At 72.8% G+C, this 22,425-nt stretch carries 21 protein-coding genes and 1 pseudogene; 13 read left to right on the top strand and 9 right to left on the bottom strand.

All coding sequences use genetic code 11. From position 1 onward, the window contains the following. The first annotated feature begins 39 nt into the window (after window positions 1–39). Window positions 40–816, top strand: coding sequence for a DeoR/GlpR family DNA-binding transcription regulator (locus ABGB01_RS07920; protein ID WP_347771777.1), 777 nt, complete (start codon window positions 40–42; stop codon window positions 814–816). A gap of 104 nt (window positions 817–920) precedes the next feature. After that, a pseudogene (locus tag ABGB01_RS07915) lies at window positions 921–1,111 on the top strand (hypothetical protein); the annotation flags it as partial. A 227-nt stretch (window positions 1,112–1,338) separates the two neighbouring features. Here ABGB01_RS07915 and ABGB01_RS07910 read toward each other — a convergent pair. The 3 genes from ABGB01_RS07910 to ABGB01_RS07900 all read right to left on the bottom strand — a co-directional run bounded on the left by ABGB01_RS07910 (window position 1,339) and on the right by ABGB01_RS07900 (window position 3,590). After that, entirely contained in the window at window positions 1,339–1,902 is a 564-nt protein-coding gene (locus tag ABGB01_RS07910; protein ID WP_347771775.1) for a hypothetical protein, read from the bottom strand. A gap of 240 nt (window positions 1,903–2,142) precedes the next feature. Further along, a complete protein-coding gene (locus ABGB01_RS07905; RefSeq protein WP_347771773.1) occupies window positions 2,143–2,880 on the bottom strand; it encodes an ABC transporter permease in 738 nt (245 codons plus the stop codon). Next, complete coding sequence (locus ABGB01_RS07900) at window positions 2,877–3,590, bottom strand: ATP-binding cassette domain-containing protein (protein WP_347771771.1); 714 nt, start codon at window positions 3,588–3,590, stop codon at window positions 2,877–2,879. Before ABGB01_RS07900 ends, ABGB01_RS07905 begins: the two co-directional genes overlap by 4 nt. A 161-nt stretch (window positions 3,591–3,751) precedes the next feature. Here ABGB01_RS07900 and ABGB01_RS07895 point away from each other — a divergent pair, with 161 nt between their 5' ends. From ABGB01_RS07895 to ABGB01_RS07885, 3 genes are read left to right on the top strand one after another with little or no spacing between them, the layout of a single operon-like run. After that, window positions 3,752–4,942, top strand: a complete 1,191-nt coding sequence (locus ABGB01_RS07895) for a histidine kinase (protein ID WP_347771769.1) — start codon at window positions 3,752–3,754, stop codon at window positions 4,940–4,942. Window positions 4,943–4,946: 4 nt separating this feature from the next. Beyond that, complete coding sequence (locus tag ABGB01_RS07890) at window positions 4,947–5,600, top strand: response regulator transcription factor (RefSeq protein WP_347771767.1); 654 nt, start codon at window positions 4,947–4,949, stop codon at window positions 5,598–5,600. Further along, window positions 5,601–6,500 carry a phosphotransferase gene (locus tag ABGB01_RS07885; protein ID WP_347771765.1) on the top strand — a complete coding sequence of 300 codons (900 nt, stop codon included), beginning with the start codon at window positions 5,601–5,603 and terminating at the stop codon, window positions 6,498–6,500. It abuts the gene before it with no gap. Window positions 6,501–6,509: 9 nt separating this feature from the next. Here ABGB01_RS07885 and ABGB01_RS07880 read toward each other — a convergent pair whose 3' ends face one another. Then, entirely contained in the window at window positions 6,510–7,475 is a 966-nt protein-coding gene (locus tag ABGB01_RS07880; protein ID WP_347771763.1) for a nucleoside hydrolase, read from the bottom strand. A 104-nt stretch (window positions 7,476–7,579) separates the two neighbouring features. On the opposite strand from ABGB01_RS07880, the gene ABGB01_RS07875 reads away from it, so the two are divergent. Genes ABGB01_RS07875 through ABGB01_RS07865 form a run of 3 tightly spaced genes read left to right on the top strand, consistent with a single transcriptional unit; the run spans window position 7,580 to window position 11,218 of the window. Then, window positions 7,580–8,905, top strand: a complete 1,326-nt coding sequence (locus ABGB01_RS07875) for an MFS transporter (protein ID WP_347771761.1) — start codon at window positions 7,580–7,582, stop codon at window positions 8,903–8,905. Further along, window positions 8,902–10,434 carry a sulfatase-like hydrolase/transferase gene (locus tag ABGB01_RS07870; RefSeq protein ID WP_347771759.1) on the top strand — a complete coding sequence of 511 codons (1,533 nt, stop codon included), beginning with the start codon at window positions 8,902–8,904 and terminating at the stop codon, window positions 10,432–10,434. The genes ABGB01_RS07875 and ABGB01_RS07870 overlap by 4 nt, the downstream gene beginning before the upstream one ends. A 34-nt stretch (window positions 10,435–10,468) precedes the next feature. Continuing rightward, entirely contained in the window at window positions 10,469–11,218 is a 750-nt protein-coding gene (locus ABGB01_RS07865; RefSeq protein ID WP_347772113.1) for a GntR family transcriptional regulator, read from the top strand. Here ABGB01_RS07865 and ABGB01_RS07860 read toward each other — a convergent pair. Together ABGB01_RS07860 and ABGB01_RS07855 are read right to left on the bottom strand one after the other, a co-directional pair. Next, window positions 11,212–11,973, bottom strand: a complete 762-nt coding sequence (locus ABGB01_RS07860; RefSeq protein WP_347771757.1) for a cupin domain-containing protein — start codon at window positions 11,971–11,973, stop codon at window positions 11,212–11,214. The two genes, ABGB01_RS07865 and ABGB01_RS07860, sit on opposite strands and share 7 nt — an antisense overlap. Further along, the gene (locus ABGB01_RS07855) at window positions 11,973–13,001 is read right to left on the bottom strand and encodes a substrate-binding domain-containing protein (RefSeq protein WP_347771755.1); all 1,029 of its coding nucleotides are present in this window, start codon (window positions 12,999–13,001) and stop codon (window positions 11,973–11,975) included. The genes ABGB01_RS07860 and ABGB01_RS07855 overlap by 1 nt, the downstream gene beginning before the upstream one ends. Before the next feature lie 314 nt (window positions 13,002–13,315). On the opposite strand from ABGB01_RS07855, the gene ABGB01_RS07850 reads away from it, so the two are divergent. The 5 genes from ABGB01_RS07850 (at window position 13,316) to ABGB01_RS07830 (ending at window position 20,470) form a co-directional block, all read left to right on the top strand. Further along, window positions 13,316–15,625 carry a glycoside hydrolase family 3 N-terminal domain-containing protein gene (locus tag ABGB01_RS07850; protein WP_347771753.1) on the top strand — a complete coding sequence of 770 codons (2,310 nt, stop codon included), beginning with the start codon at window positions 13,316–13,318 and terminating at the stop codon, window positions 15,623–15,625. Next, on the top strand, window positions 15,622–16,713 hold the full coding sequence (locus ABGB01_RS07845; protein WP_347771751.1) for a Gfo/Idh/MocA family oxidoreductase: 1,092 nt from the start codon (window positions 15,622–15,624) through the stop codon (window positions 16,711–16,713). The genes ABGB01_RS07850 and ABGB01_RS07845 overlap by 4 nt, the downstream gene beginning before the upstream one ends. Then, on the top strand, window positions 16,710–17,717 hold the full coding sequence (locus tag ABGB01_RS07840; RefSeq protein ID WP_347771749.1) for a PmoA family protein: 1,008 nt from the start codon (window positions 16,710–16,712) through the stop codon (window positions 17,715–17,717). The genes ABGB01_RS07845 and ABGB01_RS07840 overlap by 4 nt, the downstream gene beginning before the upstream one ends. 23 nt (window positions 17,718–17,740) lie before the next feature. Beyond that, window positions 17,741–19,753 carry a beta-galactosidase gene (locus ABGB01_RS07835; RefSeq protein WP_347771748.1) on the top strand — a complete coding sequence of 671 codons (2,013 nt, stop codon included), beginning with the start codon at window positions 17,741–17,743 and terminating at the stop codon, window positions 19,751–19,753. A 261-nt stretch (window positions 19,754–20,014) separates the two neighbouring features. After that, a complete protein-coding gene (locus tag ABGB01_RS07830; RefSeq protein ID WP_347772111.1) occupies window positions 20,015–20,470 on the top strand; it encodes an NUDIX hydrolase in 456 nt (151 codons plus the stop codon). A 10-nt stretch (window positions 20,471–20,480) separates the two neighbouring features. On the opposite strand, the gene ABGB01_RS07825 is transcribed toward ABGB01_RS07830, so the two are convergent. The 3 genes from ABGB01_RS07825 to add all read right to left on the bottom strand — a co-directional run bounded on the left by ABGB01_RS07825 (window position 20,481) and on the right by add (window position 22,425). After that, window positions 20,481–20,891: a VOC family protein gene (locus tag ABGB01_RS07825; RefSeq protein WP_347771746.1), complete on the bottom strand. Its 411-nt coding sequence runs from the start codon at window positions 20,889–20,891 to the stop codon at window positions 20,481–20,483. Between the two features lie 10 nt (window positions 20,892–20,901). After that, window positions 20,902–21,162 carry a hypothetical protein gene (locus tag ABGB01_RS07820; RefSeq protein ID WP_347771744.1) on the bottom strand — a complete coding sequence of 87 codons (261 nt, stop codon included), beginning with the start codon at window positions 21,160–21,162 and terminating at the stop codon, window positions 20,902–20,904. A gap of 315 nt (window positions 21,163–21,477) precedes the next feature. Next, entirely contained in the window at window positions 21,478–22,425 is a 948-nt protein-coding gene (gene add, locus ABGB01_RS07815) for an adenosine deaminase (RefSeq protein ID WP_347771742.1), read from the bottom strand.

Raw genomic sequence — 22,425 nt, 5'->3', positions numbered from 1 at the left:
TTGGCTGAAAAACGCCAATTTATGGGGCATCATGGTCATATGAGCGACATGGAGGCGAGCCTGCGCTACTCGTCGGCCCCGCACCGGCGCGAGGCGATCCTGCGCAGGATCGAGCTCGACGGGTACGTCGCCGCCGCCGACCTGGTCACCGAGCTGGGCGTCTCCCCCAACACCGTCAGGCGCGACCTGCGCAGGCTGGCCGGTGACGGCCTGGTCAGGGCGGTACGCGGAGGCGCCGCGGCAGCCGACATGGGTGCCACGCCGTTCACCGACCGCTCCGTTCAGGCGTCCGCCGCCAAGCGGGCGATCGCCGCCGCCGCCGTACGCCACGTGGAGCCGGGCACGGCCATCGCCCTCGACTCGGGCACCACCACGCTGGAGATCGCCAAACTGCTCCCTTCCGGGGCGAACCTCACCGTGATCACCCACTCTCTGCCCGCCATCGCCGTGCTCGCTCCGAGACCCGACATCACGCTCATCGGGGTCGGCGGCCAGTACGGCAGGGACACGCGCTCGTTCGGCGGGCCGGAGACCCTGGCGTGGCTGGAGCACATGAGCGTGCGCACCCTGTTCCTGGCCGCCACCGCGCTCGACGGGAACGGCGTCTACGGGGCCACACCGTACGAGGCCGAGACCAAGCGCCGGCTCATCGCCATCGCACGCAGGACGATCGTGGTCGGCGACGCGCGCAAGTTCGCGCTGAGCGCCCCGATCCGGGTGTGCGGCTGGAACGCGGCCGAACTCCTGGTGACCGACGGCGTGCCGCCCTGGTTCATGGATGTCGGCGTCGAGTTCGCGTCACAGGCCCCCGCCTGAGTGGCCCTCCTTTACCGGCGTCACGCGACCGCGTCGTCGACGGCGGTTCCGGGTGCGGTGGCGGAGTGGCGCGTGCCGGTGGCGCTGCCGAGGATCCGGTACCGTTCGGCGACCGGCGCGAGGAACTGCTGGTCCGTACGGCGGACAGCGAGGCGGTGCGGATCTGTCTGAGCACCGAGGTGACCGGCAGAAGATGTACGCGCTGATGCACGACCCCCGGTATCGCGCCGGCGTGGCCCGGCAGCAGACGGCCTACAACCAGCCGGCGTACCCCGGCTTCTCCTTCGGCTCCGACATAAGGCCGGCTCGCCGTCGCGCGCCTGCTGGTGTGGACGAGCCACCACGCGCGCTCCGCCCGGTTCCAGATGACGGTCGGGTCGGTGGCGCCGTCGTGGGTCGGGTCGCGGTAGAGCGGCCGGGGGACCATCTGGCGCCTTCCTGTAGGTGATCGCCGCCACGATACCGGCCGGACGCGCCGAGGGCGCCCCCTGGAGCGGGAGCGCCCTCGGCGTACGTGCCGGGTCAGGCGGGCAGCTTCACCAGCACCGGCGTGGTCGCGGGCCGGGTGTCCTTCTCGGCCCACGCGCCGGTCGAGAAGGCGACCGGGTGGTTCTTCCTGCCGACCCCGTCGCCCCACTTGGTGACGACGTAGTCGATCTTGATGTGGCCCTTGCCCCCGTTGTCCTCGACGCCGAGCGTCTCGGAGTCGAAGGTGCCGCCGGTCAGCTCGGCGAAGGTCTTGGCGTCCAGGTCGAGCATGACCCCGCGGCTGGAGGGGTCGCCGGGGCCGCGGTCGCCGACGAAGAACGGCACCTTCTTGCCCTGGTAGATGGCGTATCCCTCGGTCATGAGGGGCCAGCTGGGACTGGCGGCCATGCCCTTCTGCATGGGCTTGCCCGAGGCGGGCAGGCCGGTGTCGCCGGCCCGGCCGGAGGAGTCGTCCCAGAAGTAGGACGCGGTCGTCGAGCCCTTGAGCATGACCTGCTGCACGGTGCCGGAGTCGGCGTGCGCCGGAGCGGCGCCCATGGCCAGGGCGGTCGCGGCGGTCGTGGCCAGCATGGCAAAGGTACGCAGGCGAGCTGTCATGATGGTGTCAGGTCCTTTGTCAGGGGACGGTGGCAGTTCGCGCTCGCTTGGACGGACGTAGCCGGGCGGCACGCCATACGGGACGCTACGCGGAGCGCGGGGGAATCCAGCGGAGGGATCCGGGTTCCGGCGCCCCTCGCCGCGACTGCGCGGGCACGGGTCATCGCCGGACAGGCACCAATTTAGCCCCTAAACCGGACAAAGGCAAACATATCGCTATGAAACGGATATAGATCTACCTCAACCGATCTCTTTGCGTATCGTCCGCACCATGCCCGCGGCCATCGGCAGCACGATCCACGCCAGCGCCGACACGGCCAGCCGGGCGGCGTCGCCGCCGGTCATGTCACCGTTCACCAGCGGGACGGTGGCGGTGTTGAGGTCCAGCCACTCCATCGCGACCTCCCCCGCGGGGCCCAGCCGGCCCACGACACTCCAGACCACCGTGCTGGACAGGCAGATCACGATGGCCGCGGGCGCGTTCATCAGCACCGTCCCCAGGGCCAGCCCCTGGGCGGTGAGCAGGACCGTCGTCGCCGTCCATCCCGCCAGGGCCGGCAGCGCGACCCGCCAGTCGGCCGGCACGCCCTGCACCGCCGCGACGGCCGCCGTCACCGGCACCGCGACCAGCAGCGCGAACGCGCAGGCCACCACGGACGCGACCAGGGGCGGCAGGCACTTGGCGGCCATCACCCGCCCTCTGCGGGGTTCGAGCGTGAACGTGGTCAGCGCGGTGCGGTGACTCCACTCGCCGGTGACGGTGAGGATGGCGAGCACGGGAAGCAGGAGGCCGAACACGATGCCGGCCGTCCCCGCGACGGTGTGGAACTCGGGCCCCGAGACGACGCCGCGGCCGACGACGGCACCGACCGCCAGGACGACCAGCACCCCGGCGATGATCCTGCCGCCGCGGGTGTCGACGAGCTTGCGCGTCTCCACGCGCAGCAACGTCGGGAACGGGATGCGTCGGGTGTTCAAGACAGGCTCCTGTCGGCGGCGGCGGTCAGTTCGAGGAACGTCTGCTCCAGGCCACGGCCCTGGCCGAGCTCGGCCGGGGTGCCCTGGGCGAGCAGGCGGCCGCGTCCGATCATCACGATGCGATCGGCGACCTGCTCCACCTCGTGCAGCAGGTGCGAGCTGAGCAGCACAGCGCATCCCGAGTCGGCCAGGTCGCGCAGCAGCCCGCGCATCCAGTGGATGCCCTGGGGGTCGAGGCCGTTGCCTGGCTCGTCCAGGATGAGCGCCCGGGGGCGGCCTAGCAGGGCGTGCCCGATGCCGAGCCGCTGCCGCATGCCCAGCGAGTAGCCGCCGACGGCCCGCCGCCCCTCCTTGCCGGTCAGGCCGACCAGCTCCAGGACCTCGTCCACGCGCGACCGCGGCAGGCCCAGCATCATCGCGCCGAGCGTCAGGACCTCCCGGCCGCTGCGGCCGGGGTGCTGGGCGGAGGCGTCGAGCAGCGTGCCCACCTCGTAGCCGGGGCGCTCCAGCTCGGCGTACGGCCGCCCGAGCACGGTGGCGGAGCCGGAGGTGGGGCGGGACAGCCCCGCCAGGATGCGCATGGCCGTCGACTTCCCCGCCCCGTTGGGCCCGAGGAACCCGGTCACCGAGCCGGCCGGCACGGTGAAGGACACGTCGTCGAGCGCCTTCACATCGCTGTACCTCTTGCTGAGGCGTTGAAATTCGATCACCACCGCAGTCCATCGAACGTACGCCCGTCGTGCATCGGACCTGGGTCCACGACGGGTGGCGGCCCGGCCACCACCTGACGCCCGCGGTGTAGACCAGGGTCTGCGGCACGATGGACCCCGGTCGCTAACCGGCGCGGCGGCGGGTCCCTAGGCTGGTGGGCGTGCACGACGCCGACGAGCATCAGCCGCCCATCGACCGGCTGGGCACCACGCTGCGCTACCTGTTCGCGGCGCTGCCCCTGCTGCTCTACGTCGTCATGGTGGTGCTCATGTCGGGCCGCGTGCCGATGCCGTACGGCTCGCTCGGCTGGGTGCTGGCCGACATGGGGCTGGGCGCGGCCGGGCTGGTCCTCATGCGCTGGCGGCGCAGGTGGCCGTGGCGGATCGCCCTGGCCCTGGCCCTGATGACCGCCGTCTCCACCACGGCGGGCGGGCCCGGGTGCGTCACCTACATCTCGCTGGTCACGCACCGGCGCTGGCGCCAGATCGTGCCCGTGGCCGTGGTGACCTGCTTGAGCATGGTCGTGTCGAGCCTGCTGGTGGGCACCTCGTTCGCCACGTCCGCCATCGGCGCGGCGGCGACGGGCGTCGTCGTCATCGCCGTCGCCACCGTCCTCGGCCTGTACGTGCGCGGCCGCCGTGACCTGGCGGCCTCCGAGCGGGCGGCGGAGGCGGCGGCCCAGCGGCAGCGGGTCGAGCAGGCCCAGCTCGCGGAGCGGCTGCAGATCGCCCAGGAGATGCACGACGTGCTGGCCCACCGGATCTCGCTGCTGGCGATGCTGGCCGGCGGGCTGGCGTACCGGAAGGACCTCACCCCCGAGCAGACCAGGGAGGCGGCGCTGGCCATCCAGGAGAACGCCCACCAGTCGCTCAACGAGCTGCGTGCCGTGCTCGGCACGCTCAGGCGCGACGGCGGCCCCACCGGCGGCAGGGCCGGCGGCACGAATGGCGGTCCCGAGGGCCCGCAGCCGACGCTGGACCATCTGGACACCCTGTTCGAGGAGGTGCGGGCGGCCGGGCAGCGGGTCGAGGTGGACGACACCATCGACTGCCGCGAGCGGTTGCCCACCCAGACGGGGCGGCACGCGTACCGGATCGTGCAGGAGGCGCTCACCAACGCGCGCAAGCACGCGCCGGGCAGCCGGGTGACGGCCGAGCTGGGCGGCCGGCCGGGCGAAGGGCTGCGCATCAGGGTGAGCAACCCGGCGCCGCCCGGCCCGTCGGCGGGGCCCGGCAGCCGGTTGGGCCTGGTCGGCCTGGCCGAGCGCACCCGGATGGCCGGCGGCACCATCAGCCACACCGTCCGCCACGGACGGTTCATCCTCGACGCCCGGCTGCCGTGGGAGGCTTGAGCCCGTGACCCGCCTTCGCATAGTGATCGTGGACGACGACCCGATGGTGCGCACGGGGCTGCGCCTCATCCTGGGCGGCGAGCCCGACCTCGAGCTGGCCGGGGAGGCGGCCGACGGCAGGCAGGCCATGGCCGTGATCCGCGACCTGCGCCCCGACGTCGTGCTGATGGACATCCGCATGCCGCACCAGGACGGCCTCACCACCACAGAGCTGCTGCTCAAGAGCCCTTCCCCGCCCAAGATCCTGGTGCTGACCACGTTCGACGCCGACGACATGGTGCTGCGCGCCCTGCAGCTCGGGGCGCACGGCTTCCTGCTGAAGGACACGCCGCCGCCCAAGATGATCGAGGCCGTGCGCGCGTGCGCGCGGGGCGAGCCGGTGCTGTCTCCGAGCGTCGCCCAGCAGGTCATCGCGGCCGCCACCGGCAGGCACGACCCGCGGCGACCGCAGGCGCTGGAGGAGCTGTCCCGGCTGACCGAACGCGAGCGGGAGGTCGCCGTCGAGATCGCCAAGGGCGGCTCCAACACCGAGATCGCGGCCGGCCTCTGCGTGAGCGTGGCCACGGTCAAGGCCAACATCACCCGCATCTTCGCCAAGCTCGGCACCGACAACCGGGTGCACGTGGCCATGAAGGTGCGCGACGCGGGACTGGTCTGAATGCCGCTGGACACCGACCGGCTGCTCGCCGCGCTGACCGCGTGGAGCCTGCCGGTGGCCTCCGCCGAGCCGCTGCCCGGCGGCTGGAACTCCGTCACCTGGCTGGTCCGCACCACACCCGGCACGCGCTACGTCGCCAAACTGTCCGACGTGGGGTCCGCCACCGCCTTCCTCGGCGGTCTGCGGGTGGCGGCCCGCGCGGAGCGGGGCGGACTCGCCAGCGGCGCCCCCGTCCCTCTGCCCGGCGGCCGCCTGGCCGCCGACCTGGACGAAGGGCTGCTGGCCCTGCTGCGCTACGTCCCCGGCCGCCCGCCGGACGCCTCCTCGGCGGACGACCTGCACCGGATGGGGGCCGTGCTGGCCCGCGCGCACCACGCGCTCGGCAACGACATCGCCGACGTCGGCAGGCAACACCTGTGGCCGTGGCCGTGGGCGAGCGACTGCCTGCGGGAGCTGCCGATGGCGGCGCACGTCCGCACGGCGGCGGCGCGCGTGCTGGAAGAGGCGCGCGAGGCCGCACCGCACCTGCGCGCCGGCGTGGTCAACGGCGACCCCGGCCTCGACGGCTTCCGCCTCAGCGCGCGCTCGCCCGAGGAGGACGGCCTGGTCGACTGGGGCGCGGTCCTGCAGGCCCCCATCCTGTACGACCTCGCGTCCGCCGCCGTGCTGACCCGCGACACGCCCCACGCGATCCGGCACATCGTGGCCGGCTACCGGGCCGTCGACCCGGCCATCGACGACGAGCTGCCCCAGCTGGGCACGTTCGTGCGGCTGCGCTGGATGGCCCACGCGATCTACTTCTCCGACCGCATCGAGCGCGGCCTGCTCCGGGGCGTCACCAGCGCGGCGGGCAACGAGGAGGGGCTCGAGGAGGCGTACGCCGGCATGCGGGGCCGCTGACGCGCCGCCCTACGACGGAGGGCCGCTCAGCAGCGTGTCGAGGAAGAGCTTGCGGTAGCGGAGGGCGTCGACGCCGAGCGCCACGTCGACGCCGTGCGCCGTCCCGGCCAGCCCGTGGGCGGCGTCCTCGCCCGGCAGCGCCCGCCGGTCCACCAGCGTCTGGCCCCTGCTGTATCCGGGGGCGAGCTCCACGCTCACCGGCAGCCGCTCGGTGGTCAGGCCCTCGGGGTCGGCCACCGCGCACACCGCTCCGGCGTCGCCGAGCAGCCCGTCGCCGTTGACGCGGGGGTCGGCCCCGCACAGGGCGATCTGGTGCCGCAGCAGCAGGCCCGCCAGGCGCCTGCCCGGCTCCTCGTGCCCGATCAGTTCCGCGCACGTGGGCGCGTCCACGGAGACGTGGTAGAAGACGTCCAGCCCGTACATCGTCACCGGCACCCCGGCGTCCACCACGATCGCGGCCGCTTCCGGGTCGTGCCACACGTTGAACTCGGCGACGGGGGTGGCGTTGCCGGCCGAGGCGCTGCCTCCCATGAGGACCAGCCGCTCGATGTTGCCGGCGACCTCCGGGTAGGCCCGCAGCAGCAGCGCCAGGTTGGTGAGCGGGGCCAGGCCCACCACGACGACGGGCTCGGGGGCGCCGAGGATCGTGTCGCGCAGCAGGTCGACGGCGGGCACCCCCGCCGTTTCGCGGCCCGAGGCGGGCAGCCCGAGGTCGGCGAGGCCGTCGGCGCCGTGGATGTGGCCGGCGTCGCGGGCCGGCCCGATGAGCGGCCGTTCCGCGCCCGCGCTCACCGGCACCTCCGGCGCGCCGGCCGCGTCAAGGACCTTGAGCGTGTTGGCGACCACCTGGCCGAGGCCCGCGTTGCCGGCCACGCACGTCACCGCGCGCAACCGCAGCTCCGGATGGCGCACGGCGAAGAGGAGGGCCAGCGCGTCGTCGACGCCGGTGTCCACGTCGAGAATCAGGTCCTTCATCCCATTCCTTCCTCGATGCACCTTGACAGGCGCACGCACACCATCCCACCATGTCCTATCCGACCCATGAGGTCTAGACGTCTACCCTCCAACGGGAGCACGCCGTGACAGACGTCCCGTCCCCCAGCCCGCCAGCAACCTCCACCACCAGCACCCGCGCCGTGCCGTGGAAGCTCACCGCGGCCACGATCGTCGGCAACACCATCGAGTTCTACGACTTCACCATCTACGGCACCCTCACCGCGCTGGTCTTCGGCCGGCTCTTCTTCCCCACGTCCGACCCCCTCGCGGGGACGCTGCTCGCGTTCGGCACCTTCGCCGTCGGCTTCGTGTCACGCCCCCTCGGCGGCGTGCTCTTCGGGCACCTCGGCGACCGGCTGGGCCGCAAACCGACGCTCACGTGGAGCCTCGCCGTGATGGGCACGGCCACGTTCCTCATGGGATTGTTGCCGACGTACGCGGACATCGGCGTCTGGGCGCCCATCATGCTCACCTTCCTGCGATTCTGCCAAGGGCTGGGCATCGGCGGCGAATGGGGTGGCGCGGTCAGCCTCATGGTCGAGAGCGCACCCCCGTCCAGGCGCGGATGGTACGGCAGCCTCGTCCAGACCGGCAGCGGCTTCGGCATCATCCTGTCCAGCCTCACCCTCACCACGCTGCTGGCCACGCTCGGCACCGGCGAGCTGCTGGCCTGGGGCTGGCGCATCCCGTTCCTGGTCAGCGTGGTCCTGGTCGGCGTGGGCGTCGTGGTGCGCATGCAGATCCAGGAGTCGCCCGAGTTCCACGAGGTCAAGGCCGGGAAGCGGGTCGAGCGGGCGCCGGTGTGGCAGACCGTGCGGGAGCACCCGCGCACGATCGCGCTGGCGATCGGCATGTACGTCGCCATCGCCGCCTTCGGCTTCATCATCGGCGTGTTCGTGATCTCGTACACCGTCCAGGAGCTGGGCCTGTCGCGGGAGCTGGCGGTCACCGCCAACCTGGTCAACGGGGTCTTCTACGTGATCGGCATCCTGGCGGCGGGGGCGCTGTCCGACCGGATCGGCAAGCGCAGGACGTACCTGCTGTGCGGGCTGCTGCTGATCCCGGCCCCGTTCCTCTACTTCGCGCTGCTCGACACCCGGTCGATCCCGCTGATCCTCGCGGGCAGCGTGTTCGTCGGCCTGGTCAGCGGCCTGCCGTACGGCGTGCAGGCCTCGCTGTTCTGCGAGCTGTTCCCCGCCAGGCTCCGCTACAGCGGGATCTCGCTCGGCTTCCAGGTCGCGACCGTGCTGGGCGGGGCGCTCGCGCCGACCGTGGCCTCGCTGCTGTTCGCGGCGGCGGAGCACAGCTGGGCCATCTCGGCCTACATCGCGGGCCTCGCCGTGATCATGGTCCTCTGCACGCTGGCCGTACGGCCGTACACGGAGACGACGAAAGGCATCAACGGATGACGAACCGGCCGAACATCGTGCTGGTCATGGTCGACCAGCTGGCCGCGCGCTGGCTGGAGCAGGCCTGGCAGGGCGTGGTCGACCTGCCGAACCTGCGGGCGCTGGCCGAGGGTGGCGTGCGGTTCCCCAACGCGTTCACGCCCAACCCTGTCTGCGCCCCGGCCCGCGCCACCGTCGCCACCGGGCTGACCAGCCAGGGGCACGGCGTCACCGAGTGCGGCTACGACCTCGACCCGGCCCTGCCCACGTTCATGCGCACGCTCCAGCGGGGCGGGTGGCGTACGGGCGCGTTCGGCAAGCTGCACCTGCGCACGCAGATCGGCGGCGTGCGCCCCGACTACCGCCCCTACGGGTTCGACGTCACCCACATCACGGAGGACTCCCGCGCGGGCGAGTGGCTGGACTGGGTGCGCGAGCACCACCCCGAGCACTACCGGGCGGCGCTGTCCACCGTCTGGATGACGATGATCCCCGAGCTGCGCGCGTACGGGCCCGAGCGGCGCGACCTGGTGGCCGAGATCGAGGCCGCCCGGCGGGAGTTCCCCGCCTCCACCGGCGAGGCGTACACGCTGCCGTTCCCCGCCGAGATCTCCCAGACCAACTGGATCACCGAGCGCGCGTGTGACTTCATCCGCGGCACCGAGGCCGGGCGGCCGCTGTTCGCGCACGTCAGCTACGTGCAGCCGCACAACCCCTTCGCTCCGCCCGCCGAGTACCTGCCGCGCGTGCGGGCCGAGCGCGTCCCCGGCCCGCTGCCCGCGGAGTGGCGCTCGGGCGGGCCCGCCTACTTCGACCGGGAGCAGTACCGGCAGGCCTCCTACGACGTCGACGACTGGAAGAGCCACCGGCTGCACTACTTCGCCGACCTGGCGCACCTGGACGAGCAGCTCGGGCGGCTGGTGGACTGCCTGCGCGAGACGGGACGGCTGGCCGGCACGTACGTGATCTTCACCTCGGACCACGGCGAGCTGCTGCACGACCACGGGCTGGTCGGCAAGTGGGAGCGCCACTACGACACCTGCATCCGCGTGCCCCTCATCGTCTCAGGACCCGGCCTGAACCCGGGCGTGCGCTCCGAGCTCGCCGAGCTGACCGACCTCGCGCCCACCATCCTCGACCTGGCCGGCCTCGAGCCCGACCCGCTGGCCCGCCCCCAGCTCGGCAACCCGCACGTCCCCCGGCAGCTGCCCGCCCTGCCGGGCAGCTCGCTGCTGCCCCTGTGCCAGGGCCTGGACGTCGACTGGCGCACCGCGGTCTACGTGCAGAGCAACAACAACCACTGGGAGGCCTCGCCCCGGAGCTGGTCGCGTACGGTCCGCACCGCCCGCCACCGCTACACCCGGTATTTCGGCGGGGGCGGCGAGCAGCTCTTCGACCTGGAGGCGGACCCGGACGAGCAGCACGACCTCGCCGCCGACCCCGCCGCCGAGCCGATCCGCCGGCGGCTCCGCGACGAGCTGCTGGAGCTCGTCGTGCTCGACGGATATCCCAACAGCCCGCGCGGGCTTTACGGCATCGGGACGTGGTAGCGCGGCTCCCCGGCGGCTCTACAGTAGTGCCGTGATGAAACCGCCCAAGCGAGCCGCCATGGCCGCCCAGGCGATCCGTGAGCTCATCGCGGCGGAGTTCGAGCTGGGCGACCAGCTGCCCTCCGAGGCCGAGCTGGCCCGGCGGCTGGCCGTGAGCCGGGTCACCGTCCGCGAGGCCCTCGGACAGCTCTGGCTCGAAGGCCTCATCTCCCGCCGCTGGGGTGTGGGCACGTTCGTCCGGCAGCGTCCCGGGCCGGCCGCGGGACCGTTCACCAACGTCTTCGTCGACCTGCACGACATCGGCTCGCTGCCGCACCGGATCGCCGCCACGGGCCGCACGCCGTCGCTTCCGCACGCCAGGGTCGAGCAGGTTCCCGCTCCGCCCGAGGCCGCCACCGAGCTGGGCCTGGAGGCCGGCGAGCCGATCTGGCGGGTGGAGCGCTGCCTGGCGATCGACGGGACGCCCGCGATCGTGCTCTACGACCATGTCCCGCTCCGGGTCAACGGCGTCCCGTTCGACCCGGGGCCGGTGACGGGGATGGGAGGCGACTTCCCCACGCTCGTGCACGCCACCGGCACCCGCATCGTCAGGGACGAAGCCCGGCTGGAGGCGGCGCTGGCCGACGAGGGCGTGGCGAAGCTGCTCGGCGTCGACGTGGGGTCGCCGATCCTCGCCACGCGGCAGACCAGCCACGCCGACACCGGCACGGTGGTGCTGTCGACCCGCTGCTACTACCGGCAGGAGGTCTTCTCGATCATGCTGGTCCGCACGGTGCCCTACTGACCCTGGCTCTGCTGCCCCGTGCCGGCCGGGGGCTCGACGGGGTGGAGCACGTCGTGGGTGCGCAGCCGGCCGCACATGCCCCACCTGGTCTCCGGGCTCTGCGGCGACTCCAGGAGCGCCGACGCGCGCAGGTGCGCGCCGTCGCCGCGAGCCAGGGCGTCGAGCACGGCGGCGGTGTGGCGGGTCTCCTCGGCGACCGTGCGCTCCCAGGTCTCGCGCCAGGCCGCGACCTTGGGCCGCACCAGCGCCACCGCGTGGTCGTAGAACCGCTCCAGCGGGCCGGGGTCGCCGCCGGCGGCGCTGCGCGCCAGCGCGCGGAAGCCCCGCACGGCCAGCTCGCGCCGGCGCATCGCGGCCGCCTCCATCGTCTCCTCCTGCTCGCCTGCGGGCAGGGTGGCCGCGGCGCGGTAACGTTCGGGGTCGGCCATGATCTCGGGCGGGAAGGTCATGACCGCGTCGCCCGCCTCGGGCAGGCCCGCGTTCGCCATCACGACCACGACCTGCAGGCCCCCGCGGTTGACCGCCCGGTGGACGGTGCCGGGGGTGAACCACACGGTCGATCCCGCCGCGAGCTCCGTCTCCCTGAAGCCGCGCGTGTCGAGGGTCTGCAGCGCTCCACGCCCGCCGATCACGACGTAGCCCTCCGTGGAGGCGGTGTGCAGGTGCGGGGTGCCGCCCTCCAGGCCGTCGGCGCACGCGCCGGTGTAGACCGACAGCCGGGTGACGGACGTGCCGCCGGGGAACGCCGCGGGCATCATGCGCTCCGCTCGCCGAACGACGCGGTGCTGCCCCGGACGATGAGCGTGGTGGCGAGCTCGATGCGGGTGCCGGCGGGGCCCCGGGGGTGGGTCAGCTCCTCGGAGACGAGCCGCACCGCCTCGTTGGCCATGTCGTCGAGCGGCTGGCGGACGGTGGTGAGCGGCGGCGAGAGCATCTCGCACACCATCGAGTCGTCGAACCCGACGACGGACAGCTCGTCGGGCACGCGGACGCCGCGCTCTGTGGCCGCCTGGTAGACGCCCGCGGCCTGCAGGTCGTTGGCCGCGAAGACGGCGCTAGGCGGGTCGTCGCGGCCGAGCAGCCGCGCACCGTATTCCTTGCCGCCGGTGACCATGAAGTCGCCGTAGTGGGTGAGCCCGGGGTCGGGATCGATGCCGAACGTGCGGTGCGCGGCCAGGTAGCCCTCGTAGCGGTCGAGGGTGCACTGCGCGTCGAGCGGTCCGCCGATGAAGCCGATCCGGGTGTGCCCGAGCTCCAGGAGGTGGGTGGTGGCCATGACGCCGCCCAGCCAGTTGGTGGCGCCGACGGTGGAGATGCGCGGGTCGCGCTGGCCCGCGGGGTCGAGCAGCACCAGGGGCACGTGCAGCAGCTCCTCGATCGCCTCGATCTCCCGCTGGTCGGCCCGGGTGAGCACCAGCACGATGCCGTCGGTGCCGCGCTTGCGGACCGTGCCGATCCAGCGCCGCAGGTCGAAGTCGTGGCGCGCGGAGGAGGTCACGACGAGCGAGAACCCCCAGCGCGCCGCAGCCCGCTCCGCGCCCCTGATGAGCACCTCGGCCCACGGCGAGCCGAGCCCGTCGATGAGCAGGTCGACCAGGCCGACCCTGGGCGAGCTCGGCGGGCGCGGGGTTTCGTAGCCGAAGACCCTGACCGCTTCGAGGACCTTGTCCCTGGTGGCGGCGGAGACATGTTTCTTGCCGCTCAGGACTTTGGAGACCGTCGGTACCGACACTCCGGCGGCCGCCGCGACGTCGGCCAGCGTGGCTCGCGGCGCTCGGGGCACAGGACCTCCCGTTGCCGTGGGCGCCGGCGTCCCGCCGGCACCTGCGAGGTTGTTTTCGGAAAATGCCCACTCCCGGCATGCCGCCAGCTGACCTGGCGATATCAGGGAGCTGCGGTTGCCTCATGAGGCTGTTGACATGGATGCAGCTCGGAGCCTACCGTAACTGATCGGCAATGTCACCGTAATATTTCGGAAAGTCATCCGGAAACTTTCTGATGCGTGTCAGACACGTTCGGCGGAGCGTGCCGTGATCGAGCAGGCCGCCTGTTAGCGCTATCAACCGATGGAGATCTCCATGCCACGAACGAGGGTGTATGCCTGCACAAGGTGAGCAGCCGGAGACCGCGGCGCTCCGGGTCGACGACCTGCTCGCGGAGATGTCGCTCGACGAGAAACTCGCCCAGCTCGTCGGCCTGTGGTTGAACGTCAACCGGGAAGAAGGCGTCGTCGCGCCGCTGCAGGACGCGATGCAGGGCGACGAGGAGGAGTTCGAGGCGTTCGCCCGCCACGGGCTCGGCCACGTCACCCGCCACTTCGGCACCACGCCCGTCGACCCCGCGCAGGCGAGCGCCGAGCTGGCCGGCAGACAGCGCTGGCTGCGCGACCACACCCGGCTCGGCATCCCCGCCATCGCGCACGAGGAGTGCCTGACGGGCCTGGCGGCCTGGCGGGCCACGACCTATCCCGTGCCGCCCGCGTGGGGCGCGACGTTCGACCCCGCCCTCGTGGAGGAGATGGGCCGCAGGATCGGGGCCTCCATGCGGGCGCTCGGCGTGCACCAGGGCCTGGCCCCCGTGCTCGACGTGATCCGCGACCAGCGGTGGGGCCGGGTCGAGGAGTGCATCTCCGAAGACCCGTACGAGGTCGCGACCATCGGCGCGGCGTACGTGCGCGGCCTGCAGTGCGCGGGCGTGATCGCCACACTCAAGCACTTCGTCGGCTACTCCAACTCCCGCGCCGGCCGCAACCTCGCCCCCGTGCACGCGGGCCCCCGCGAGGTGGCCGACACGCTGCTGTTCCCCTTCGAGGTCGCCGTGCGAGACGCGCGGGCGGGCTCGGTCATGAACTCCTACGCCGAGATCGACGGCATCCCGATCGCCGCCGACGCCCACTACCTCACCCGGATCCTGCGCGACGAGTGGGGCTTCGACGGCACGGTGGTGGCCGACTACTTCGCGGTGGCCTTCCTGCACACCCTGCACGCCGTGGCCTCCGACGCCGAGGACGCGGCCGTACAGGCGCTCGGCGCGGGCATCGACGTCGAGCTGCCCACCGGGGTGGCCTACCTGGAGCCGCTGAAGCGGGCCGTGACGTCGGGGCGGATCCCGGAGTCGCTCGTCGACCGGGCGCTGCGCAGGGTGCTGACGCAGAAGGCCGCGCTCGGCCTGCTCGACGACGGGTACGAGCCGCGCGGGTCCGGCCCGATCGACCTCGACGACCCCGAGTCTCGGGCCCTGGCGCGGCGCCTGGCCGAGGAGTCGATCGTGCTGCTGGCCAACGACGGCGTGCTGCCGCTCGGCCAGGCCGCGGGCAGGCGCGTCGCGGTCGTCGGCCCGAACGCCGGCAGCGTCGCGGCGCTGTTCGGCTGCTACTCCTTCGTCAACCACGTGCTGCCGCACTCCCCCGGCGTGGAGACCGGGATCGCGGCGCCCACGGTGCTCGACGCGCTGCGGGAGGAACTGCCCGAGGCCGTGATCAGGACCGAGCGCGGCACGGGGGTGGACGACGGCGATCGCTCGGGGATCGCCGCCGCCGCCCGCCTGGCCGGCGAGTCCGACGTCGCGATCCTCGTGCTCGGGGACCGGTCGGGGCTGTTCGGCAGGGGCACCTCCGGCGAGGGCTGCGACGTGGAGACGCTCGACCTGCCCGGCGCGCAGCAGGAGCTCGCCGACGCGGTCATCGCCACGGGCACGCCGGTCGTGGTGGTGCTGATGACCGGCCGCGCGTACGCGGTCCCGGGGATCATCAGGAACGCCGCCGCCGTCGTGCAGGCGTACTTCCCCGGCGAGGAAGGGGCCGGCGCCATCGCCCGGGTGCTCAGCGGCGCCGTGAACCCCTCGGGCCGGCTGCCGATGAGCATGCCGCGCGCGGCCGCCGGCCAGCCCTACAGCTACCTGCACCCCAAGCTGGGCGCGGCCGGCTCGGTCAGCAACATCGATCCGGCCCCCGCGCTGGCCTTCGGCCACGGGCTGAGCTACACCCGCTTCGCCTACGAGGGCCTGACGGCCGGCGCGCAGGTGCGGGCCGGGGAACCGATCCGGTGCTCGGTCGTCGTGCGCAACGCGGGCGAACGGCCGGGCGCCGAGGTGGTCCAGCTGTACGCCTCCGACCGCATCGCCTCCGTCACCCGGCCGCTCGCCCAGCTCGTCGGCTACGCCAGGGTCGAGCTGGAGCCCGGCGAGAGCGCGACGGTGGGCTTCGACGTGCCCGCGCGGCTGCTGGCGTTCACCGGCAGGGACGGGCGGCGCGTCGTCGAGCCGGGCGAGGTGGGCGTGTCGGTGCGCCGCTCGGCCGCCGACGTGGTGGCCGAGGCGAGCGTGCTGCTGACCGGGCCCGTACACGAGGTCACCGGGGACGAGCGGCGGCTGACCGCCGTGTCGGTCGAGAAGGGGCAACCGTCATGAGGATCGCCATCGTCGGCACCGGCGGCATCGCCGGCGTCCACGCCGCCGCCGTGCCGGCGCTGGGCGAAGGGGCGCGGATCGTCGCCGCCGTGGACGTCGACGCCGGCCGGCTGGACGCGTTCGCCGCCACGTGGGACGTGCCCGAGCGCTACACGCGCGTCGAGGACCTGCTCGAACGCTCGGAGTGCGACGTCGTGCACCTGTGCTCCCCTCCCGGCCTGCACCGCGACCAGGCCGTGGCGGTGCTGGATCGGGGCTGGTCGGTGATGTGCGAGAAGCCGCCGGCGTTGTCGCTGCGGGAGTTCGACGAGATCGCCGCGGCCGAGGCGCGCAGCGCCGGCTCGTTCGGCACCGTCTCGCAGCACCGGTTCGGCGCCCGCGCGGTCGCGCTCCGCGAGGCGATCGCCCGGGACGACTTCGGGCCGCTGCACCTGGCGCTCTGCAACACGTTGTGGTTCCGTCCCGACTCCTACTTCGCGGCGCCGTGGCGCGGCACCTGGGAGTCGGAGGGCGGCGGGCCCACCATGGGCCACGGCATCCACCAGATGGACCTCATGTTGTCGCTGGCCGGCCCGTGGGAGTCGGTGCGCGCCACGGCGGGCCGCAAGGCGCGGCCGACTCAGACGGAGGACTTCTCGACCGCGGTGGTGACCCTCGCCTCGGGGGCCACCCTGGTGATCGTCAACAGCCTGCTGTCCGCCCGCGAGACCAGCTACCTGCGCTTCGACCTCGCCTGCGGCACGGTCGAGCTGGAGCACCTGTACGGCTACGGCGACGACTCCTGGCGCTTCACCCCGGCCCCCGGCGGCCCGGACGCCGAGTCCCGCTGGAACGCGCTGCCTCCCGGCGCGCCCTCCGGCCACTCGGCCCAGTTCGCGGCCGCCGCCGAGGCCCTGCGCTCGGGCGCCCCCATGCCGGTCACGACGGCGCAGGCCCGCCCGACCCTCGAGCTCATCGCCGCCGTCTACGCCTCCGCCTTCACCGGGCGGGAGGTGGCGCGCGGCGAGCTGACCGAGGGCTCCCCGTTCTACTCCTCCATGGGCGGCCACCGGGCCCCCTGGCTCGCGACCGAAGGGACCGCCCGATGACCGAACCCGTGGACGGGCTGCGGCTCACCGACGAGCGCGGGCGGGCGCTGACGCTCACCAGCGACGGCGTCGACCTGTTCCGCTACGTGTACGGCCCGTGGGACCGGCAGCTGGAGTCGCCCCGCCCCTACTTCCACCCGCTGCGCACCCGGTCCGGCCGGCTGGTGTCGCTCTACCGGCCCTGGGACCACGTCTGGCACAAGGGCATCGCCTGGTCGCTGCCGAACGTGGGCACGCAGAACTTCTGGGGCGGCGTCACGTACTACCGCGACCGCGGCTACGTGCAGGCGGACAACAACGGCGCCATCGTGCACGACGGCTTCGACTCGATCAGCAGCGGGGCGGACCGGATGGCCGTCAAGGAGTCGCTGACCTGGGTGGCGAGCACCGGCGAGCCCTGGTTCACCGAACGCCGTTCCTTCGGGGCGCTGCTCGGCGAGCACGGGTGGACGCTGGCGTACGCGACCGAGTTCACCAACGTCTCCGGCGCCACCGTGCCGATCGGCAGCCCCACCACCGAGGGACGGCCCAACGCCGGGTACGGCGGGCTGTTCTGGCGCGGGCCGCGCTCCTTCAGCAACGGGCGCGTCTACATGGACGGGCGCACCGGCGGCGACGAGATGATGGGCGAGCGGGGCACGTGGCTGGCCTACTCCGGCGACCACGACGAGGTGGACGCGAGCTCGACGCTGGTGTTCGTCGACGACGACCCCAGTAATGAGCCCAGTAATGAGCCCAGTAATGAGCCCAGTAATGAGCCCAGTAATGAGCCCAGTGACGGGCCCAGTGACGGGCCCGGCGCCGAGCCGGTCCAGTGGTTCGTGCGGACGGGGATCTTCGCGTGCGTCTGCCCCGCGCCGTTCTTCGACGTCGTGCGGCCGGTGGAGCCGGGCGCGTCGCTGGCCTTCCGCTACGCGGTCACCATCGCCGACGGCGACACCGGCGCGGACGGCGCGGCCCGCATCGCCGCGGACACGGCCGGCATCACCTCGCGCCTCCTCTGATCGGAGTTCCTGACATGACTCGCATGGACGCGTTCCGGGCCCGCGTCGGCGGGTTCGCCTACGGCGGCGACTACAACCCCGAGCAGTGGGAGCCCGCCGTGTGGCAGGAGGACGTCCGCCTCATGCGCGAGGCCGGCGTCAACACCGTCAGCCTGGGTGTCTTCGCGTGGGCGTCGCTGGAGCCCGAGCCGGGGACGTACGAGTTCGGCTGGCTGGACGACGTCATGGACCTGCTCCACGAGCACGGTATCAGCGTCAACCTCGCCACTCCGACGGCGGCGCCGCCCGTCTGGCTCACGCACCTGCACCCCGAGGTGTTCCCCATCATGGCCGACGGGGAGCCGTTCGGCTTCGGCAACCGCCTGCACTACGACCCGTCGTCGCCGATCTACCGCGAGTACGCCGCCCGCATCACGACCAGGCTCGCGGAGCGGTACTCGTTCCATCCCGCGCTGGCGATGTGGCACATCAGCAACGAGTACGGACCGACGGCGTACAACGAGGCCGCCTCGGCCGGCTTCCGCCGATGGCTGCGGCGCAGGTACGGCGACCTGGACACCCTGAACGAGGCGTGGACCACCCGCTTCTGGGGCCAGCTCTACACCGACTGGGAGCAGATCGAGGTGCCGAGCATCCCGCGCACCTGGATGAACCCGGCCCGCAAGCTCGACTTCAAACGCTTCACCTCCGACGCGCTGCTGGAGTGTTATCTGGCCGAGCGGGACATCGTGCGCTCGTTCCGCGATGACGTGCCGGTGATGACCAACTTCATGCGTTTCTTCCGGCACGCCGACTACTGGCGGTGGGCGCCGGAGGAGGACGCGGTCGCGCTCGACATCTACCCCAACCCGGCCGAGGCCGACTCGCACGTGTCGGCGGCCTTCAACTACGACCTGTTCCGCTCGCTCAAGGGCGGGCAACCGTGGATGCTGATGGAGCAGTCGAGCAGCGCCGTCTGCCAGTGGAAGCTCAACGTCGTCAAGGAGCCGGGGCGGATGCGGCTGGGCTCGCTGCAGGCGCTGTCGCGGGCGGCCGACTCGGTGATGTTCTTCCAGTGGCGGGCCGGCCGGGGCGGGCACGAGCGTTTCCACTCGGCGATGTTGCCGCACTCGGGCCCCGCCTCGCGCACCTTCAGGGAGATCGTCGAGCTCGGCCGGGAGATGAAGCTGCTGACGCCCGTGGCCGGGACGACCTCGAGCGCGGAGATCGCCGTGCTGTTCGACTGGGACGGCTGGTGGGGGCTGGAGGAGACGCACGGCCTGCCCCGCAGCGACTTCAGCTACACCGACACGGTCATGCGGCACTACGCGCCGCTGTGGGAGCGGCACCACGCGGTCGACGTGGTGTCGGCGGGGTCGTCGCTGGACGGGTACAAGGTGCTGGTGGTGCCCAACGCGTACCTGATCGGCGACGAGGGCGCGGAGCGCATCCGGGCCTTCACCCGCGACGGCGGCACGGTCGTCATGTCCTTCTTCTCGGGCGTGGTCGACGACTGCAACCGGGTACGGCCCGACGGGTATCCCGGCGCCTTCCGCGACCTCATCGGCGCGAAGATCGACGAGTACTGGCCGGCGCGCCCGCACGAGGTGTTCGCCGTGCGGTTCACCGACGGGCGGCACGCCACGTCGACCTGGTGGCGCGACGACCTCCACCTGGAGACGGGCACGGCGCTGGCCACCTACGCCGACGGGCTGCTCGAAGGGCGGGCCGCCGTGGTCGAGAACCGCTACGGCTCGGGGCGGGTCGTGTACGTCGCCACGCTGCTGGAGCAGGCCGCCCTCGACGCGGTGGTGCTGGAGGCCGTGGAGTCGGCGGGCGTGCGGTCACGGTTCGAGGGCGTGCCCGCGCACGTGGAGTGCTCGGTGCGGGGGAACGACACGTACGAGTACGTGTTCCTGCTCAACCACAGCGCGGAGCTGAGCGCGTCCGTGCCCCTCGAAGGGCCGGGGACGGACCTGCTCACGGGGTCGCCGGTGTCGGGGCAGGTGGAGCTGGGGCCGCTGGGCGCGGCGGTGATCCAGCGGGCCCTGCCGTAGCTTCCGGGCGAGCCGGCAGGGCCGGGGACGGACCTGCTCACGGGGTCGCCGGTGTCGGGGCAGGTGGAGCTGGGGCCGCTGGGCGCGGCGGTGATCCAGCGGGCCCTGCCGTAGCTTCCGGGCGAGCCGGCAGGGCCGGAGCCGGCCGTGTCACCGCCAGGGCCAGACCTTTCGCCCACAGCGTCACGAGTCCCCCGGTGTCCGCGTACCGGCGTAAAACCGTCGAGATCCCCGTACGTCACGTGATATCCCTGACCGGTGATGATCGCCAAGGAACTGCGCGTGTCCGCGTACGCCATCTGCGTGGAGGACGGACAGATCCTCCTGGCCCGCTGGGTCGCCCCCGCCGGCGAGCGGCTCTGGACGCTGCCCGGCGGCGGCCTCGACCACGGCGAGGACCCTGTCGACGCCGCGATCCGCGAGGTGGAGGAGGAGACCGGCTACACCGTCGCCATCGACGCCCTGCTCGGCATCAGCACCCTGCACCGCCCCCGCCCGCGGGCCGACCAGCGCCAGGCCGACTTCCACGCCCTGCGCGTCATGTACGAGGGCCACGTCACCGGCGGCACGCTGCGCCACGAGATCGGCGGCAGCACCGACCGGGCCGCGTGGATCGCCCTGGCCGACGTCACCGGCCTGGAGCGGTCCGAGGTCGTGGACGCCGGCCTCGCCCTCCACCGCATACGACCGCCCGACGGCCGGGTCAGCGGCCCCTGACCGCAGGCGCTCAGCGCAGCTCCTGGACGCGGATCATGTTGCCGGCGGGGTCGCGGAAGGCGCAGTCGCGGACCCCGAACGGCTGCTCGACCGGCTCCTGGATGACCTCCGCGCCACCGGCCTGCACCCGCGTGAAGAAGCCGTCGAGGTCGTCGGTGGCCAGCAGGATGCCGGTATAGGTGCCCTTGGCCATCATCTCGGCGATGGTGACGCGCTCGGCGTCGGTGATCCCCGGGTCGGCGGCCGGCGGCTGCAGGACGATCGACGTGCCGGGCTGGCCGGCGGGGCCGACCGTGATCCAGCGCATCCCGTCGTAGCCGACGTCATCGCGCACCTCGAAACCGAGGACGTCGCGGTAGAAGGCCAGGGACGCGTCCGGGTCGTCGTGCGGCAGGAAACTCGCGTGAATGCATACGTTCATGCACGTCAGGCTAGGCATGGTCGGCGAGCGCGCGCTTCTCGATTCCTGATCGTTTCGCCGTCCGCACCGTCGCCTTGCCGTCATGAAGCTCAACGAGCCGTCCCGTACCCCGAACAGCGCACGCACGACGTGCTCGGCAGGCGTCGAAGCGCCCGCGCGCCCCCGCCAGGTAGTCATCCAGCGGATCCACGAACGTGCTGAGCGCCAGCGCCGCCAGGTCGGCTCCGACCGGTCCGGCGCCCAGCGTGGCCCAGTCGAGCACCACGGTCACGCCCGCTGTTCACCCGGAATGCTTCGCCGGACGCGCCTGCCCCGGCATCATCCGGCCCGAGCAGAGCCGTTCCGGAGAGGCGGGTCACCGCGCCGGTCACCGCGCCGGTCACCGCGCCGGTGCCGCTGCCGATCGGCTCGGCGTGACAGCCGAGCACCCTGCCACCTGGCCGCCCCAGCACGGCCGCCAGCACCGTGTCGGGCAACCGGTCACCGGGGCACCCGCCCATCCAGACCGGCCGCGCCTCGGCTCCGTACGCGTCGAGAACCTCCTCAGGAGGGCCGTCCGGCGTCACCCCACCCGGGACGCAGCCGCTCACGGCGCCGTGGCCCAGGTGTGCACGGCGGCCTTGAGCTCGGCCTTCACCTCGTCGGGGGCGAAGGACGCGTCGATCGACGCGCGTGCCAGCCCGGCCAGATCCTCGTCGGTGCAGCCGAACACGTCGCGCAGCCGGGCGTACTCGTCCGCCAGCGCCGTCTCCCCGTCGGTGTTGATCGTGACGGTCAGCCCAGCCGCCCGCAGCCGCGGCAGCGGGTGCTCGGCCAGCGACGGGACGAGCCCGAGCAGGACGTTGGACGTGGGGCAGACCTCCAGCGGGATCCCGCGCTCGCGCACCTCCGCCACCAGGCTCTCGTCGTCGAGGATCCGGATGCCGTGCCCGAGTCGCTCGGCGTGCCCCAGGTCGAGGGCCTCGCGGATGCTGGCCGGGCCGGCCGCCTCGCCCGCGTGGTGGACCAGATGGAGCCCCGCGTCCCTGGCCGCGTCGAGCACCCCGGCGAACGGCGCCAGCGGATGGCTCTCGTCGCCCGCCAGCCCCATGCCGATCACGTCGTCGTAGCGGGTGGCCAGCTTGTACGTGTTCCACAGCCGCTCCACCGGCCGCCGCCTGGAGTGGTCGAGCAGCACCCGGCACTCGATGCCGTAGCGGGCCCTGCCCTCGTCCAGCCCGTCGAGCACCGCCTCCAGCGGCATCTCCGGGTCCCCTACCCGCTCCCCGTGGGAGGCGGCGGTGAAGGTCACCTCGGCGTAGCGGGTGCCCTGCGCGGCTTCGTCCGCGCAGAACTCCACCGCGACGCGCCGGAAGTGCTCGGCCGTGCGCAGCAGCGCGCGCACCCGCGCCCGCTGGTCGGCGAACTCCCTGAAGTCGCGGAACACGCCGCCGTGTCCGGGTGTGCCACCCAGGTCGCGCACGGTCTCAGGGCGTACGGTGCTCTCCAGGTGAACGTGCAGGTGGGCTTTGGGCAGCGACCGGACGTCTTTCAC

The organism is Nonomuraea sp. B5E05, assembly GCF_039880665.1.
In the GTDB taxonomy this organism is placed as follows: Bacteria; Actinomycetota; Actinomycetes; order Streptosporangiales; family Streptosporangiaceae; genus Nonomuraea.
Note: the sequence above shows the minus strand (reverse complement) of the source record. Positions and strands in the feature narration are given on the sequence as shown.